The following is a 16991-nucleotide window of genomic DNA, read 5'->3' on the forward strand; positions in this document are numbered from 1 at the left end:
AGGAACGATTTCTTTCCATGAAGAGAATGCTCATCAATGCAACTCACCCCGAGGAGTTGCGCGTTGCCCTGGTCGATGGCCAGCGTCTGTTCGACCTTGATATTGAATCCAGCTCCCGCGAGCAAAAGAAAGCCAACATCTACAAAGGCCGTATTACCCGAGTCGAGCCCAGCCTCGAGGCCGCCTTTGTCGATTTCGGCGCAGAGCGCCATGGCTTCCTGCCGCTGAAGGAAATTTCCAAAGAATACTTCAAGAAGTCCCCGGGCCAGATCGAGGGCAAGATCAATATCAAGGATGTGGTCTCCGAAGGCCAGGAAGTCATCATCCAGGTTGACAAGGAAGAGCGTGGCAACAAAGGCGCGGCGCTCACCACCTTTATCTCCCTGGCAGGCCGTTACCTGGTGCTGATGCCCAACAACGCGCGAGCCGGCGGTATCTCCCGCCGCATCGAGGGCGATGAGCGGGCCCAGCTCAAAGAGGCGATGAACGATGTCCAGGTACCCAAATCAATGGGTATCATCGTGCGCACGGCCGGGATCGGCCGCACCACCGAAGAACTGCAGTGGGACCTGGACTACCTGGTCCAGTTCTGGGAAGCCATTACCCAGGCCGCCGGCGAGCGCAAGGCGCCCTTCCTCATCCACCAGGAAAGCAACGTCATTATCCGCGCCGTCCGCGATTACCTTCGCCAGGACATCGGTGAGGTTCTGATCGACGCCAATGGCGTTTACGAGGACGTCCTGACCTTTGTGCGCGCAGTCATGCCGACCTTCGAAAACAAGATCAAGCTGTACAAGGACGAAATCCCGCTGTTCAGCCGCTACCAGATTGAAGGCCAGATCGAAACCGCCTTCCAGCGCGAAGTGAAGTTGCCGTCCGGCGGCTCCATCGTGATCGACCCCACCGAAGCCCTGGTTTCAATCGATATCAACTCCTCCCGGGCCACCAAGGGCCAGGACATCGAGGAGACGGCGCTGCAGACCAACCTGGAGGCGGCTGAGGAGATTGCCCGCCAACTGCGTCTGCGGGATATGGGTGGCCTGATCGTCATCGACTTCATCGACATGACGCCGGCCAAGCACCAGCGCGAAGTTGAACAGAAGATGCGCGAGGCCCTGGAAATCGACCGGGCCCGAGTTCAGGTTGGCAAGATTTCCCGGTTTGGCCTGCTGGAGATGTCCCGCCAGCGCCTGCGCCCCTCGCTGGGTGAAACACGCAGCGAGGTGTGCCCCCGTTGTGAAGGCCAGGGCACCATCCGTGGTATTGAATCCCTGGCGCTGAGCATCATGCGCCTGATCTACGAGGAATCCTCGAAAGACAAGACCGGCGAAGTCCGGGCGGTGGTGCCTGTGTCCGTGGCCACCTTCCTGCTCAACGAAAAGCGCAAGCAGCTGGCTGACATCGAGGCCCGCCAGGAAGTAAACATTGTGGTGGTTCCGGTTCCACACATGGAAACACCGCATTTCGAAATCATCCGGATGCGCCAGGACGAAACCACGCCCGAGCACATCGCCAGCCACCAGGTGGCCCAGGAATACAGCGAGCGCGAAGAGGAAATCTTCGAGGCACCGCCGGCGGAAAAACCGGTTCGCGAACAGGCGGCCGTCAAGGCCATTCGTCCGAGCGCACCAGCTCCGGTACCGGCCGCCACCAAGGCCGAGGAAACAACAGAGCCGGAAGAAGGCCTGTTCCGCCGGCTGGGGCGCAAGATTGCCGGTTTCTTCAACGGCGAAGAGCAGACCCAGGGCGAGCAGCAGGACCAGGGCCGCAACCAGCGCGACGACCGCCGTAACCAGGGTCGCCAGGACCGTCGCAAGTCCCGGGTTGCCCGTGGCGAAGACCAGCGCTCCGGCGGCAACCGCAGTGGTAACGACCGGCGCCAGGGTGGCCAGCAGGGCCGCGGCGACGACAACCGCAACCGCGGGCGTGGTCGCAACGACGACCAGAATCGCGGCAACCAGAATCGCCAGGGATCTGATAACAAGAGCTCTGATAACAAGGGCTCGGACAACCGTAATGACGGTAAAGGCGGCGACAACAAAGGTTCTGACAACCGTCGTGACAATCGTCGCGACAACCAGGGCCGTGGTCGCAACAAGCCGTCCAGGGACCAGAAAGACAACCGCGAGCAAAAGGACCAGGCGCAGCAGGACAGCGCTGCGAAATCCGGCGCCGCCGACAAGTCCGGCCCCGACGACAAGCGTCGCAAGCCCCGTCGTCAGCGTAACCGCGATGGCTCCCCCTCTGAAGCTCCGGCGTCCACTCCGGCAGACCGCAAGGCGGCCCGCAGCGAGAAGCACCAGAAGGACACCCAGCCCGAGAATGGCCGGGACGATAACAAACAGGAGCTGAGGAACGAGCCGTCACAGCAGGTGGCCGCCCAGAAGGCGCCGGAAAAGGTCGAAGGCAAGGTGGAACAGCCTCAGAAAGAGAGTGCCACCTCCGGCAACAAGCCCGAGCCCAAGACTGAAAAAACCGAAAAGCCGGAGCCCAAGCGCCAGGAAGCCACCGAGACGTCAACGCCCAAGACCGACGAGAAGGTAGCCGAAGCCGAGGGCCAGTCGGCCGAAAAAGCACCGGCAAAAGACAAAGAGCCGTCAGCTCAGGCAGAACCTTCAACTGGTAAGGAATCTTCTGCTGGTAAAGAGCCCTCAGCTGGTGAAGAGCCCTCAGCTGGTAAAGAGCCCTCAGCAGGTAAAGCGCCTTCGGCCGATAAAGAGCCCTCAGCGCAGACCCAGCCATTGGCCGAGCAGAAGCCGGCGAGCGATCGTAAGCCGTCAGAAGAGAAAAAACCTTCGGCAGACCAAAAGCCTGCCGTCGGGCAAGAGCCTTCGGCGGATAAAGGGCCTTCAGCGGGTAAAGAGCCGTCAGCCGAGCAACAGCCGTCGTCAGGCAAAGAAGCCGCTCCGGCCAAAACCGGCGCTGAGAATGCAAAGCCTTCCTCGAAACCTGCACCTGCTGCCGAGCAGCAGCCTGCCAAGGCGGAGAGTCCTGCCAGGCCGGCGGACGAGGCACCCAAAGCAAACCAGGCTGAGCCGGCGAAACCCAGCAAGGCGCCTGAACCTGAAAAAGCCGCCGAGACCAAAGCCGAGCCGGCGAAGACAGCAGAGCCCACGGCTTCCGAAGCACCGGCTGCGGACGTACCCGTCACTCCGGGACGGGCCTACAATGACCCGCGTGAAGTGCGCAAACGCCAGAGAGCGGCGGAAGAAGCCAAAAAGGCCGGGAGCAACTGACCTATGTTATCGAACGCCGACATTGAAGCGCTGGAAGACATTCTTTTCGCCGAACCGTGGGGCGATGACGCCCTGGACTTCTTCGGCTTCCACGGGGTTGTCTGCGCCAGCGTGGTCGGCCCCACCGGACTGGATGCTGAAGAGATCTTCCGGTTGGCAACGGGGACAGACGATGTCCCCGACGCCGGCATACCGCCGGTGTTCCAGCGCTGCGCCGAGCAATTAGCACGTGACATGGCTCATGCCCTGGACATGGGCCAGGCGCTCGAACTCCCGGAGCCGGAGGACGGTGACCCGATGAATGCACTGGAAAACTGGTGCGCGGGCTTTGTAGACACCTTCCTTGCGCATGAGGAAGAGTGGCTTCAGGCCGCGAGCGAGGAGGAGACCGCGGATCTGATGGTGCCCATGCTGACGCTGTCCGGGTTATTTGACGACGAGGACTTCCAGAAGGTTCGTAACAGCGAGAAGCTGTCCCGGCAGATGGCCGACGCCATCCCGGACGCGCTGACCGACCTTTACCTGCTCTTCCACGCGCCGGATTAAGCCGACGCCGCTTCCAGAACAGGATGCCTGAAACTCTGCCAGACCGGTGCAAGCCCGTCTGGCATTTTCATGATACGCCCCAATTCGCACCAAGGCGCTCCGGGAAAGTGAAAATCGCTTCCCTGGGATGCCATCAGTTTTTCTTTCCGGCATAACTCTGCAAGGAAACCGAGGTCTCCGCTTGACTGGCCGGAGGTGGACACCTCCAGTGCTCGTCCCCCTGCCCTGCGAAAATCGGCCGTAAGTTCCCGCAGCTTTGTGGCCGTCAGCTGGTATTTGCGCGGATGAGCAAGTACCGCAATCCCACCCGCAGCGTTGATCCAGTTAACAACTTCCGACAATTCCGGCCAATAGGCTTTTACATCCCCCGCCTTGCCTGTGCCCAGATAGCGTTTGAACGCCTGAGCCGCGTTACGCACCACGCCCTGCTCTATCAGAACCTCTGCAAAGTGGGGTCTTCCCGGAACGTCGCCGCCGGCCTTTACGGTCGCACGGTCCAAAAGGTCCGGCACCGCCAGCTTTTCCAGCCGACAGGCGATCATCCGTGCCCGTGACCAGCGGTTGTCGTTCTGCTGCTCCAGCGCCGCCAGTAGCCCGGGGTCGGCCGGGTCAAAGTCGAGCCCGACGACGTGAATAGTGCGGCTCTTCCAGAGGCAGGATAGCTCCGTCCCCGGAATCAGCTGGATATCATGTTTCCTGGCGGCGGAAGCCGCTTCGGACAGTCCGGTGATGGTATCGTGATCGGTCAGCGCCAGGTGAGTAACACCTTGTTCCGCCGCTCGGGCCACCAGCGCGGCCGGCGACAACGCACCATCCGATGCGGTGCTGTGGCAATGCAGATCAATGCACAAAACCCGGTCTTGCGGTATAGTCACGTAACATCCTGAATCAGTGGCGTATCGATAATGTAGCCTGTCCTTGCAGTCTACCAGCCATCTCTTTACCGCACGACCGCTGATCGATTCCTTGTAGCTTTTACAGAATGTCTTTTCGGAGAGCTGAATGTACTACGCGATTATCAGTGAAGATGTCGAGAACAGCCTGCCACTGCGACAGCCTGCCCGACCCGCTCACATCGAACGCCTGCAATCGTTGAAAGCAGAGGGGCGCCTGCTGGTTGCCGGCCCGCACCCCGCCCTGGACACGCCTGAGCCAGGTGATGCAGGTTTCACAGGTAGTCTCGTGATTGCTGAATTCGACTCGCTCGAAGACGCCCGGGCCTGGGCCGATGCGGACCCCTATGTGGAAGCCGGCGTTTACGAGAAAGTCACCGTGAAACCGTTCAAGGCCGTGCTGCCGTGATTACCGGCGCCCGCATGAGCGGATTGTAATGGTGGCCCGCTTGCACAGGGCGACATCTGTGACAGAATTGCGCCTTTAATCAGGCTCCGATTTCAATTGCAGATTTCAGGGAACGTAACCAGTGACGCTTTTTCGCCTTGCCATCATTGCTCTGCTAACCGTATCGTCCGTCGCCGTGGCCCAGGCCAAGACCGTCTGGGTCGACGACCAGTTGTATCTCCCTGTCAGGTCGGGTGCCGGTTCCCAGTTCCGCATTATCGAAAACGCCGTGCCAAGCGGTACCCCTCTGGAGGTGCTGGAAACCTCCGATTCCGGCTATACACTCGTGCGCACGCCGAAAGGCACGGAAGGCTGGGTGTCCAGCCAATATCTGAGCGAGACGCCCATCGCCGCCGATCAGCTGAGGACCGCTAATCGCCAGCTCGAGGATACCCGCGCAGAACTTGCCCGGGTCAAAGAACAGTTGAGCGAGGTGGTCAACGAGCGTAATGCCCTCGAGAGCGCCGAGAATTCGCTCTCCAACAAGTCCCAGGAGCTTCAGGAAGAGCTCCAGCGGATCAAGAGCATCGCGGCGGACTCCATCAACCTGGAGCGCCGTAACCGGGAGCTTCGGGAGGAAAATCAGCGAATCCGTAACGACCTCGAAGTGCTGACGGCCGAGAACGAACGGCTTGAAGCCAGTAAAGAGTATGATTTCATGCTGCTGGGAGCTGGCCTGGTGCTGGGCGGCGTGCTGTTAGCGCTGATTATCCCGATGCTCAAACCAACAAGAAAGACCGACAACTGGGCCTGATGCCATGAAGGACTATTCGGAAAAACGTGATTTTCACCGCATGCAGGTGAACTCTGAGATCGAGATCACTGACAGTCAGGGCAATCAGTTCAGGGGCGTGTGCCGAGACCTGAGCGCCACCGGCATGCAATTGTATGTGGACCGTGAAATTGCGCCTGGTGAGGAACTCAGGACCGTTCTCCATCCCAGCAGTGACCAGTTTCCTCCCCTGGAAACCGTCTGTGAGGTGATCCGCTGTGAGCCCGAGGGAGACGGATTCCTGCTTGGCACGAACATCAGCGAAGTCACTCGCTGAAACGAAAAGCGGCGGCCAGTGGCCGCCGCTTCTGTTTCCGGATTGCGGAAATCGCTCAGACCAGCGGCTTCTCGGAAACGATGATGCCGTTGTTGTCGGCGTAAACGTAGTGGCCCGGATGAAACGTCACACCGTGGAAAGTGACTGGCACGTTCAGGTCGCCCAGCCCACGCTTCTCGCTCTTCCTCGGGTGCGTACCCAGCGCCTGGACGCCCAAAGCGGTATTGCCGATCTCGTCGACGTCGCGTACACAACCGTAAATGATCAGGCCGGCCCAACCATTGTTAGCGGCTTTCTCGGCCAGCATGTCACCGAGCAGCGCGTGGCGCTTTGAGGCGCCACCGTCCACGACCATCACACGGCCGTTGCCGGGCTGACCAACCTGCTCCTTTACCACGGAGTTGTCTTCAAAGCATTTTACGGTCACGATTTCGCCGCCAAACGCCTTGTTGCCACCATAGTTATTGAAGCCCGGCTCAACCACCTGCACTTCCGGATATTCGTCACACAGATCCGGGGTAATAATCTTGGTCACGTTGCTGCTCTCCTTTTCCTGCAAATGAACTCAGTCGATCTTTTCGTCGGCCAGGAAGAACCAGGTATCCAGCACCGAATCCGGGTTCAGGGAGACGGTATCAATACCCTGCTCCATCAGCCATTTCGCCAGATCCGGATGATCGGATGGACCCTGGCCACAGATGCCGATGTACTTGCCGGCTTTCTTGCAGGCCTGAATAGCGTTGGACAACAGCACCTTGACGGCCTCATTACGCTCGTCAAACAGGTGCGCGATGATGCCGGAATCCCTATCCAGGCCCAGAGTCAGCTGAGTCAGATCGTTGGAGCCGATGGAGAAGCCGTCGAAGTGTTCGAGGAACTCGTCCGCCAGCAGGGCGTTCGCCGGCAGTTCGCACATCATGATCACGCGCAGTCCATTGTCGCCACGCTTCAGGCCGTTCTCCGCCAGCAGGTTCACCACCTGCTCTGCCTCACCTACTGTACGCACGAACGGCACCATAACCTCGACATTGGTCAGGCCCATCTCGTTGCGGACCTTCTGCAAGGCACGGCACTCCAGCTCAAAGCAGTCCCGGAAGGTCTCGGAAATATACCGGGACGCACCACGGAAACCGAGCATCGGGTTTTCCTCGTCCGGTTCGTACAGGGTGCCGCCAATCAGGTTGGCGTACTCGTTGGATTTAAAGTCCGACAGCCGCACGATCACCTTCTTGGGTGCGAAAGCGGCAGCCAGGGTGGAGATACCCTCCACCAGCTTGTCGACATAGAAATCTACCGGTGAACTGTAGCCGGAGATCCGCTTCTCGACGGTTTGCTTGATGTCCCGCGGCAGGCCGTCGAAGTTCAACAGCGCTTTGGGGTGCACGCCAATCATCCGGTTGATAATGAACTCCAGGCGGGCCAGGCCAACCCCTTCGTTCGGCAGGGCCTGGAAATCAAAGGCGCGGTCCGGGTTGCCCACGTTCATCATGATCTTGAACGGGATGTTGGGCATGGAGTCCACGGTGTTCTCGCGCAGTTCGAAATCCAGGGCGCCTTCGTAGATCATGCCGGTGTCACCCTCGGCACAGGATACCGTCACTTCCTGGCCGTCCTTCAGTAGCTCGGTGGCATCGCCACAGCCAACCACCGCCGGAATACCCAGTTCACGGGCAATGATCGCCGCGTGGCAGGTACGGCCGCCGCGATCGGTCACGATGGCAGACGCCCGCTTCATGACCGGTTCCCAGTCCGGGTCGGTCATGTCGGTTACCAGCACGTCGCCCGCCTGCACCCGGTCCATTTCCTTGATACTGGTGATGATCTTCACCGGGCCACTGCCAATCTTGTGGCCGATACTGCGGCCTTCCACCAGCACCTTGCCGGTTTCCTTGAGCAGATAGCGCTCCATGACGTTGGCCGCTGCCCGGCTCTTCACCGTTTCGGGCCGGGCCTGAACGATGTAGATCTTGCCGTCATCGCCGTCTTTGGCCCACTCGATGTCCATCGGGCGCTGGTAATGCTTCTCGATGATCATGGCCTGACGGGCCAGGTCTTCCACCTCGGCATCGGTGATGCAGAAGCGGTTGCGGTCGTCCTGCTCAACCTTCACGGTTTCCACAAACTCACCCTCGCCCGGGCTGGTGTGGTAAACCATCTTGATGGCCTTGCTGCCCAGGTTGCGGCGCAGCACCGCCGGGCGCCCGGCTTCAAGCGTCGGCTTGTGCACGTAGAATTCATCGGGGTTCACCGCACCCTGCACCACCGTCTCACCGAGGCCGTAGGAGGCGGTGACAAAGACCACGTCGCGGAAGCCGGACTCGGTGTCCAGGGTGAACATTACGCCGCTGGCGGCGGTTTCACTGCGTACCATCTTCTGGATACCGGCCGACAGCGCCACCATCTTGTGATCGAAGCCGTGGTGCACCCGGTAGGAAATGGCACGGTCGTTGAACAGGGAGGCAAACACCTCCTTGACCGACGTACGCACCTGCTCAAGGCCAACAACGTTCAGGAAAGTTTCCTGCTGGCCAGCAAAGGAAGCGTCCGGCAGGTCCTCGGCGGTAGCCGAGGATCGCACGGCAACGGCCATGTGCTCGTTACCGTCCTGGAGCTTGGCAAAGGCTTCTTTCAGGGCGTTCTCGAGGACGTCAGGGAACGGGGTATCAACAATCCACTGCCGGACCTGCGCGCCGACCCGGGCCAACTCGTTAACGTCGTTGATGTCCAGAACGTCCAGCGCGTTGTCGATGCGCTCCTTGAGTCCATCGGTGGCGAGGAATTCACGATAGGCGTGTGCCGTGGTGGCAAAACCACCCGGAACGGTAACACCTGCGTTGGCGAGATTACTGATCATTTCGCCGAGAGAGGCGTTCTTGCCGCCCACCCGATCAACATCGGACATTCCCAGGTGATCAAACCAAATAATGTAATCTTCCAAAGCACGTCTCCCTTGAATCTGTGTAGCGAAGAGCAAACCGGGCCAGCGATATAGAGCGGCAAAGCAGGCAATATCCACTGCGGAGTCTCGAACTTGGCGTGTATGATACTGTAACCTGCGGAAATTACCTAGGGCACAAAGGAACTGGACTTCACAGCATGAAACGCACCGCTTTCTTCATTTCTGACGGCACAGGCCTCACTGCCGAGGCCCTCGGGCACAGCCTTCTGGCCCAATTTGAAAAGATCGAGTTCGAGCGGATCACCGTTCCCTATATTGACGACGAGGACAAAGCCCGGGAGATGGTCAAGCGGATTACCAAGGCCGCCGAGGTGGACGGCGCAAGGCCGCTGGTCTTCGACACCATCGTAAACAGCGACATCCGGGACATCATTGCCACGGCTGACGGCTTTATGGTGGATATTTTCGGGACCTTTCTCAATCCGCTGGAACAGGAGCTGCAATCCTCGTCGTCCTATTCCGTCGGCAAGTCCCACGCGATCAACAACGAAGGCAGCTACGAGCGGCGCATCAACGCGGTGAATTTCGCGCTGGACAACGACGACGGCGCCCGCACGCGGCATTACGATGAGGCCGACCTGATACTGGTGGGTGCTTCCCGTAGCGGAAAGACACCCACCTGCCTGTATCTTGCCCTGCAATACGGCATCAAGGCGGCGAACTACCCGATTACCGAGGAAGATCTGGCGGACCAGCAGATGCCGACGGCGCTGAAGCCGCATAAAGAGAAGATTTTCGGCCTCACCATCGACCCCGAACGTCTGGCCACCATCCGCAACGAACGCCGACCCAACTCACGGTATTCTTCCATCCAGCAGTGCATGCATGAGATTGAGGAGATCGAACTGATGTACAGGCGTGAGCGGATTCCCTACCTGAACACTACCGCCTACTCCATTGAGGAGATTTCCACGCGGATCATGGTGACCACAGGACTGAAGCGCAATCGTTGAACGGAACGAGGTAATGTGAAACAGGGCCGGCTGACGAAATCAGCCGGCCCTGAGCCTGCTACAGCTCTTCAATGTCCAGGCCAAGCGCTTCCGCCCTGGCCCGGTTCTCCGGACTGGTGACCACAGCCGTGCTGGCTTTTTCCGGCACCAGCCAGGTGCTGGCCACACGTTTGAGGTCGTCAAGCGTCACCGACAACACCCGCTCGCGGAAGCGGGCGCGTTGCTCCGGCGTGCGACCGAACAGCTTGTTGTGGAAAGCGTGCCGGGCAGCGCCAGCCGGTGAGCGAGGCCGGTCCAACTGACCAATGACACCCAGGATGGATTCTTCCAGCTCCTGATAATCGTGCTCATTGGACTGCAACCACTCCAGGGCCTTGTCAAAATCCGCCAGCGTGTCCTCCAGCCTCGGATCCCGGTAGGAGAAGAACCGGAAGGTACCGTTCACACTGTCCTGGCCGGCGCCGCCGCCATAGGCACCGCCCTTCTCGCGGATGGCTCTGTGCAGGTAACCGTTACGAAGGAAACCACCCAGCACAGTCAGCGCCGCGGCGTCGGGGTGATCCACGGGCACGGTATTGTAAGCCTTGGCGCAGAAGTTCACCTGCGTTGAGGTAAGCCATGCCTGACGGGTGGTGTAGTTGACCGGATCCATCTTCCAGGCAGACGCAGAAACACCAGGCACGTCACCCCAGGCGGACTTGAGGTCGTCCACCATGGCCGGCAGCTGCTCCTCTTCACCAATCACCAGGAACTCGCGGGCCTGATGGCGGATCTTGTCATGCAGCGCCGCCAGCTTGTCGCATAGAGCCGCCAGCTCACCGGCATCCTTTAGCGCCCGATCCAGCTCCTTGGTGCCCTTGATACCGGCCAGCCCGCCCAGACGGAAGGACAGCCAGGCGCCCGGGCTCATGCCCTGTGACGCCGCGCCCATGGCCAGAGCATGACCACTGCCGGTCACCGCCTGTTCGCGACGGGCGCGAATCTGGGCAATGATCTCGCGAATCCGCTCATGCTCGTCAAAGCGGGCGCCGGAGCAGACATCCCGAAGTAGCCTGGTCAGGGCGCTGCGGTTCCGGGCCAAGGCCTTGCCGTTGAATATGATGTACCCGGAGAGGTCCTGAACATCGTCTATGCGGCCCTTGGCACTGAACGACGCACCGATACCGCCGGATTCCGCGGAAATCCGGTCCTGCATCTGCAGGTAATCCAGCTCCCCACAGCCCACCTCGGAGATCAGCGTCGTGTAGTACGGCACCAGCAGCAGCTCTTCCTCGGTGAGCGCCGGCATGGGCACCACCACCTGCTCGTAGACCAGGCCGTTGGTGCCCCGAGCGTAGACCGTGGCGGCAATGTCGCCGTCGTAACGGCCCTCGGGTTCGGGCATCTGTAGCGGGACGTCCGACAGGTCCACCTTCGGCAGAATGGAGTCGTCGTCCTTGCGCATCTGGCGTTCTTCCAGGGCACGAGCGCGCTCAACAATCATCCGGACTTCGTCTTCGGTCAGCTCGGCCTTGCGACGGGCCAGGGCTTCCCGAATCGCCGCCTGCCGGCGGTGCTCCAGTTTTTCGTCCGGACGCAGGGTCAGCGTGACCCGGTGCGGGTTTTCGAGCAGTTTGCGACGGATCAGGTCCGGCACGTACTGCGGGTCACGAATTTTCTCGCGCAGATTCGCCAGAACGGGCTCCAGGTCCAGCAGCTCCACAGGATCGCCGCCATGCACCATCGGCGCGATGGCGCTCATGATCAGTTGCAGGCCATAGGGGAAGCTGTCGCCGGCAATTTCGCGCTGGTGCAATTCCAACTGGTGCAGGATCGCCTCCAGCCGTTCTTCGCTGACGCCCTCCTCCACCACATTCAGCAGCGTGGATTCAATCAGGGCTTCCAGATCTTTCTGCTTTTCCGGCTCGCTGCCTTCGATGCCGCAGACGAAGGTCATTTCCCGGTTGGAATCCTCAAGGCCGCACATGGGCGATGGCGCATGGCCCAGATCGGTGGTTTCCAGGGCACGCATCAGAGGCGATGCACTGTTTTCCAGAAGCACCGCAGAGAGCAGCTGGCCTTCCAGATTTTCCTGGAGATCAAAGCTGTGTCCGAGCAGCCAGCCCACCACTATGTGGGTCTTGTTCTCGGTGCCCTCGCCTTCGTTCACCGCATAACCCTGCTCGACGCGCACCGGCGCGAACAGGCGCTTCTCGTCCCGCACCGGGAGCTCGATATCAAGACGGTCAAAACGCTTGAGCGCCAACTCCTCGAACTTCTCGTGGTGCTCCCGGGCCGGGATGTTGCCGTAGGTGGCAAAAATCGCATTGCTCGGGTGATAGTGATGGCGGTAGAAACTGACCAGATCCTCATAGCTGAGATCCACAATGTGATCGGGCTCGCCACCGCTGTTGTAGTGATACGTGGTTGTCGGGAACAGGTGGCTGCTCAGGTTCTGCCAGAGCTGAGAGGTGGCCGAGCTCATGGCGCCCTTCATTTCGTTATAGACAACGCCCCGGTAGACCAGATCCGTGGACGGATCCTCCGGCTTGTCGAACTCCAGGCGATGCCCCTCCTGGGCAAAGTCCAGCGGATCCAGCTTCGAGAAGAACACCGAATCAAGGTACACCGACAACAGGTTGTCGAAATCCTTCCGGTTCATGCTGGCAAAGGGATAGGCAGTCCAGTCGCTGCTGGTGAAGGCGTTCATGAACGTGTTCAGCGACCGGCGGATCATCATGAAGAACGGATCCCGCACGGGGTAACGCTCACTGCCACACAGCGCCGTGTGCTCCAGGATGTGGGCAACGCCAGTGGAATCCATCGGGAAGGTCCGAAGCGCAACGAAGAACACATTCTCATCGTTGTCGGCCGCCAGGTGCAGGTGCCGGGCCCCGGTTTTCTTGTGGCGATACTCCTCGACCTCAAGGTTGAGGGTGTCGATCCGGTGACTGCGAAGCTTCTCAAAGGCCGGATGAATTGCGTTGTCGATCACTGCAGCCATTCAATCTATCCTGTCTTTAAACAATTGGAGAATTGTAGGGTAACACGTAGTATCGATTATCATGCACCCGTCGAGTAGCCAGAAGGTACCCTGCCCACCCATGACCACACCCGCACCCGAATCGAGGGCCATTGATGCCCCGGAAGTTGCCGCCTACTGGGCAGAGCGCCGCCGCTACCTCGAACGCATCCGCAAGGTGCCGGAAATACGACAGCGGTTCTGGCGCGAAGTTGCCGTTTACCTGCTGCGCCGTCTGCTGTGGTCGTTCGGGTTTTTCCCAGTCTTCATCGCCTTCTGGGTGCCCTTCGTTCTGGCCAGTTTCAACCCGGTGGTGATGGCTTCAGATCTCATTCCACTGCTGCAGGAGTTCGTCAACTCCAATCCGGAAGTTCAGGCCACCACCATCAGTACGCTGGTGATCGCATGGGCGTCCATCGGCTTTTTCTTCCTGGTGTTTGATTTTGTCCTCACCCCGTTCCGATCGCCCTATCAATACGAAGCCGACGTGTACATGAGATCATGGGAGCAGCTCAACCATGACCAGCTTCCGGACAAAGTGTGATTTGGCCTGCATTCTCGTTAACTCCGGACACTTTCTGTTACATAAGGTTGCAATCACTGGTTAAGATGAAGCGGTAGACAGAATTCCAGAATGCAGGATCAAGGGGTTTCTCCATGGTCGATTTCAGACCGCTTCTGTTCATCAACGCCCTCGCGCTCATGCTGCTGGTTACGGCCGGGTTTGCGTCGGTACGTGATGAGTTTCGGCTAACGGAAACCCTTGATTCGCCACCTGTTGCGCAAGCCGTTGCCACCGCCACAGAGGTACCGTCCGAAGCAACCAATCCTGCTCCGGTAACGAGCACGAAACCCCAGAGGGATGCCCCGGCCACGGCCAGCGTGATTTCCAGGGCAGATCCTGGCGCCCGTGACGAAACTGCCTCTACAGACATTGACGAGAGCCCTGCCAACGCACCGTTTACCATTGCCCCGATGTCGGAAGATCCGCAGATGCTTGCGGTCGCCGAGCCGCACAGCGCCATGACCGCCCGCATGGATGCCGCTCCTGCTCCACAGGCCCGGAACAAACCAACGCCGGCACCCCCAACCACGGGCACGTTGGTGCTTCGATCCAACGTGGTGGGCGACCAGGTCACCATCAATGGCAAGACCTATGGCGCTACCCGCCTGGATCTGGAGTTGGAGCCCGGCGACTACGACGTCACCATTTCCAAGGATGGCTACCGGTCCTGGTCCCGCAAGGTCACCCTGGAAGCCGGCCGCGAAATGACGCTGGTTGGTGAGCTGGAAGCCTACACCACGGTTAACTTCCGGGACGGCACCTGGATCGGCGGCGTGAAGACCGGGGACGGCACTTACGAGAATTCCGACGGCCTGCGTTACGAGGGCCATTTTGTCGACGGCGAGTTCGATGGCGACGGCACCGCCTGGTACCCGGACGGCAGCCGCTACGAGGGCGAGTGGTCCGGCGGCAAGCGTCATGGCGAGGGCGTCTGGCGCAGTGCCGACGGCGCCCGCTATTCCGGAGACTTCCAGGACAATCAATTCAATGGCAAGGGAACTCTAACCCTCGCCAACGGCGACATACTCACGGGCCACTGGCAGAGCGGCCAGCTCAACGGCCACGGCTCCCTGACCACCGCCGACGGCATGTTGTATGTCGGTGGCTTTCGCAACGACGAATTCCATGGCAACGGCACCCTTACCTACCCTGACGGCCGCCATTACGAGGGCGAATTTTCCAACGGGGCGTTCCATGGCTCCGGCTCCGAAGTCTTCGCCAACGGCAAGAAGTACGAGGGTCAGTACATTGAGGGCAAGTTCCACGGCAAGGGGTTGATCAAGAACCCAAATGGCAGTTCCATCGAAGCCACATTCCGACACGGAGAGCCCTACGGCCAGGTGCGCCTGACCACCGCGGCAGGGGAGATTTTCACTGCCCGCACCACCGAGCCCGGCGTCTGTTATCGGGACAAGAGCTACCGGGCCACCGAGTGCCCGACACTGGAAGGCTGGTAGACATTCACAGCCCGATGACACACGCGTTTGCAGTAAACGATTGAGGTAGTGACATGGCGATCAAAAACGCTCTGCTGGTCGATGACTCCAAAGTGGCACGCTTTGCACTGAGCAAACTGCTGGAGAGTCGTGACATGGAAGTCAACATGGCGGGTTCGGCGGAAGAGGCACTGGACTTCCTGAACAGTCATGGCCGCCCGGACGTTATTTTCATGGATCACCTGATGCCCGGAATGAACGGCGTGGAGGCCACCAAGGCGATCAAGGGCAACCCGGAAACCGCCGGCATACCGATCATCATGTGCACCTCCAAGAAGTCCTCGACCTTTATGGAAGAGGCAAAAAATTTCGGGGTGTACAATATTCTTACCAAACCGCCGCAAACCCAAGGGCTTATGGAAGTGCTGGACCAGCTTGCCAGCGACGTAACCAGTGGCAACCTGCCTGAACCACCGGCCCAGAGCCCGCAACCGGCCGAGCAGGATGACTGGCTGAACGTTCCTGGGGACGCCTCGGTGGAACTTTCCCCCAAACCCTCCGATGCTCTTGGGCGTGAGACTACCCAGTCCAGCGTGGTGCCCCTGACCAGTGAACTGATCGAGCAGATTGCCCGTTCGGCAGTAAAAACCCACATCAACAACCGTCTGCACGAGCTACTCAGCTCCCTGTTCGACGAACAGTTTGACCACCTCAAGCGCGCCCTCGACGAAACCCGAAGCAAACAGGAGTCTGCCATCGAGGAACGCCTGCAGGCACTGACACAGACCGTGGAAGAACGCACTCGCAATCTCAGGGATGATGTCGCCGCCGAGGTCAATCTCAACCTCGGCAGCGAACTGGCCACCCTGAGAAAGGAACTGAAGAAGAACTCCGGGTTTACCAGCGAACACATGGCTGAACTCAAAGACCACATCACCAGCGTTCAGACCATAGACACGGAGTTCTGGCAAACGCTGCAATCCGAAGCCATTCAACAGGCACACGAGATCTCTAGGGAAACCGCTGAAGACATCGCCCAGCGCACCATCGATCTGTTCGTGGCGCAGCAGCGCTCCGCCTCGTCACGGGTTTACACGATCGGCCTGGCCGTCAGCCTCGGCATTTTCAGCGTCGGGATTGCCTGGCTTTCCGGCCTGTTTGGCTGAGTAGTGCCTTGACCCTCAACCAATCCCCGGGGGTATCCACGTCCTCGTGAACCCCCGGGATCACGACCCGGGTCGCCTGCACTTCCGCCAGCAGGCCACCCGCACCCCGGTCCCCCTCAAGATCCATCACCAACGGCCAAAGCCACCGTGGCAAGTAGGCAGGAACGCCCGGCCGGTCGCCATAATCCGCGGCGATGGGCTGATCCGGAAAACAGCGGGCCGCCTCGCCCAAGGCTGCCAGCGCGTTCAGATCCAGCAGCGGCTGGTCTGCCACCAGCACAAACACGCCCCTGGCCTGCGGCCCGACACTGCGCAAACCCGCCTGCAGCGACGCCGAGAGCCCCTCATGCCACTCCGGCACCCGCAGCCACGCCGACGGTTGTCGATAGCCACGAAACCGGATCAGAGGGTACCAGGCACCGCATAACACCCTGACATCAGAACTGAGCATCCGCCCCTGCGCAATCGCAGCATCGAGCAGGGTGCGATTGCCGGCATGCTGTTGGGATGCCCGATCGGAACCCAGCGGCAACAACGCCTTCGGGCGCCCGAACCGGCGCGCGGCGCCGGCCGCCAGAACCAGTGCCGGGAATTGGTGATTTTGGCTGCGCCTGACGAGGTTCAGAATGACAGTTCCGATGGTCCAAAAGAAATGAGGCTCTGGCCGTTTGCCAGACTGCTGTATTCGGTGATTTTTGCTAGAATCCGCCCATCAATCAACCATACCCGCCGGAAATTT

Annotated in this window: 14 protein-coding genes; 9 read left to right on the forward strand and 5 right to left on the reverse strand. The window is 60.0% G+C overall.

What is annotated here, in order from left to right; genetic code table 11:
* Nucleotides 1-17: 17 nt before the first annotated feature.
* Both rne and BM344_RS03795 read left to right on the forward strand, forming a co-directional pair.
* Nucleotides 18-3236, forward strand: coding sequence for a ribonuclease E (rne, locus tag BM344_RS03790; protein ID WP_091986204.1), 3219 nt, complete (start codon nucleotides 18-20; stop codon nucleotides 3234-3236).
* 3 nt (nucleotides 3237-3239) lie between these two features.
* The gene (locus BM344_RS03795) at nucleotides 3240-3782 is read left to right on the forward strand and encodes a YecA/YgfB family protein (protein WP_091986206.1); all 543 of its coding nucleotides are present in this window, start codon (nucleotides 3240-3242) and stop codon (nucleotides 3780-3782) included.
* On the opposite strand, the gene BM344_RS03800 is transcribed toward BM344_RS03795, so the two are convergent.
* The gene (locus BM344_RS03800; protein ID WP_228143547.1) at nucleotides 3779-4633 is read right to left on the reverse strand and encodes a PHP domain-containing protein; all 855 of its coding nucleotides are present in this window, start codon (nucleotides 4631-4633) and stop codon (nucleotides 3779-3781) included. The genes BM344_RS03795 and BM344_RS03800 overlap by 4 nt on opposite strands.
* Before the next feature lie 151 nt (nucleotides 4634-4784).
* On the opposite strand from BM344_RS03800, the gene BM344_RS03805 reads away from it, so the two are divergent.
* The 3 genes from BM344_RS03805 to BM344_RS03815 all read left to right on the forward strand — a co-directional run bounded on the left by BM344_RS03805 (nucleotide 4785) and on the right by BM344_RS03815 (nucleotide 6172).
* On the forward strand, nucleotides 4785-5084 hold the full coding sequence (locus BM344_RS03805; protein WP_091986211.1) for a YciI family protein: 300 nt from the start codon (nucleotides 4785-4787) through the stop codon (nucleotides 5082-5084).
* A 121-nt stretch (nucleotides 5085-5205) separates the two neighbouring features.
* On the forward strand, nucleotides 5206-5877 hold the full coding sequence (locus BM344_RS03810; RefSeq protein WP_091986212.1) for a TIGR04211 family SH3 domain-containing protein: 672 nt from the start codon (nucleotides 5206-5208) through the stop codon (nucleotides 5875-5877).
* Nucleotides 5878-5881: 4 nt separating this feature from the next.
* Nucleotides 5882-6172, forward strand: a complete 291-nt coding sequence (locus tag BM344_RS03815; protein WP_091986215.1) for a PilZ domain-containing protein — start codon at nucleotides 5882-5884, stop codon at nucleotides 6170-6172.
* A gap of 55 nt (nucleotides 6173-6227) precedes the next feature.
* Here BM344_RS03815 and rraA read toward each other — a convergent pair whose 3' ends face one another.
* Together rraA and ppsA are read right to left on the reverse strand one after the other, a co-directional pair.
* Nucleotides 6228-6707, reverse strand: coding sequence for a ribonuclease E activity regulator RraA (gene rraA, locus BM344_RS03820; RefSeq protein ID WP_091990775.1), 480 nt, complete (start codon nucleotides 6705-6707; stop codon nucleotides 6228-6230).
* A 30-nt stretch (nucleotides 6708-6737) separates the two neighbouring features.
* Entirely contained in the window at nucleotides 6738-9110 is a 2373-nt protein-coding gene (gene ppsA / locus BM344_RS03825) for a phosphoenolpyruvate synthase (protein ID WP_091986216.1), read from the reverse strand.
* Between the two features lie 158 nt (nucleotides 9111-9268).
* Here ppsA and ppsR point away from each other — a divergent pair, with 158 nt between their 5' ends.
* Complete coding sequence (gene ppsR, locus BM344_RS03830) at nucleotides 9269-10084, forward strand: posphoenolpyruvate synthetase regulatory kinase/phosphorylase PpsR (RefSeq protein ID WP_091986219.1); 816 nt, start codon at nucleotides 9269-9271, stop codon at nucleotides 10082-10084.
* Nucleotides 10085-10142: 58 nt separating this feature from the next.
* Here the strand turns inward: ppsR and BM344_RS03835 are convergent, their stop codons facing one another.
* Nucleotides 10143-13067, reverse strand: coding sequence for an insulinase family protein (locus BM344_RS03835; RefSeq protein WP_091986221.1), 2925 nt, complete (start codon nucleotides 13065-13067; stop codon nucleotides 10143-10145).
* A gap of 100 nt (nucleotides 13068-13167) precedes the next feature.
* Here BM344_RS03835 and BM344_RS03840 point away from each other — a divergent pair, with 100 nt between their 5' ends.
* From BM344_RS03840 to BM344_RS03850, 3 genes are all read left to right on the forward strand, one after another.
* Entirely contained in the window at nucleotides 13168-13629 is a 462-nt protein-coding gene (locus BM344_RS03840; RefSeq protein WP_091986223.1) for a hypothetical protein, read from the forward strand.
* 113 nt (nucleotides 13630-13742) lie between these two features.
* Nucleotides 13743-15107, forward strand: a complete 1365-nt coding sequence (locus BM344_RS03845; RefSeq protein WP_091986225.1) for an MORN repeat-containing protein — start codon at nucleotides 13743-13745, stop codon at nucleotides 15105-15107.
* A gap of 53 nt (nucleotides 15108-15160) precedes the next feature.
* The gene (locus BM344_RS03850) at nucleotides 15161-16252 is read left to right on the forward strand and encodes a response regulator (protein WP_091986227.1); all 1092 of its coding nucleotides are present in this window, start codon (nucleotides 15161-15163) and stop codon (nucleotides 16250-16252) included.
* Here BM344_RS03850 and BM344_RS03855 read toward each other — a convergent pair.
* Complete coding sequence (locus BM344_RS03855) at nucleotides 16212-16937, reverse strand: nucleotidyltransferase family protein (RefSeq protein WP_091986229.1); 726 nt, start codon at nucleotides 16935-16937, stop codon at nucleotides 16212-16214. The two genes, BM344_RS03850 and BM344_RS03855, sit on opposite strands and share 41 nt — an antisense overlap.
* Between the last annotated feature and the right edge of the window lie 54 nt (nucleotides 16938-16991).

The sequence above is a fragment of the Marinobacter gudaonensis genome (genome assembly GCF_900115175.1).
In the GTDB taxonomy this organism is placed as follows: domain Bacteria; phylum Pseudomonadota; class Gammaproteobacteria; order Pseudomonadales; family Oleiphilaceae; genus Marinobacter; species Marinobacter gudaonensis.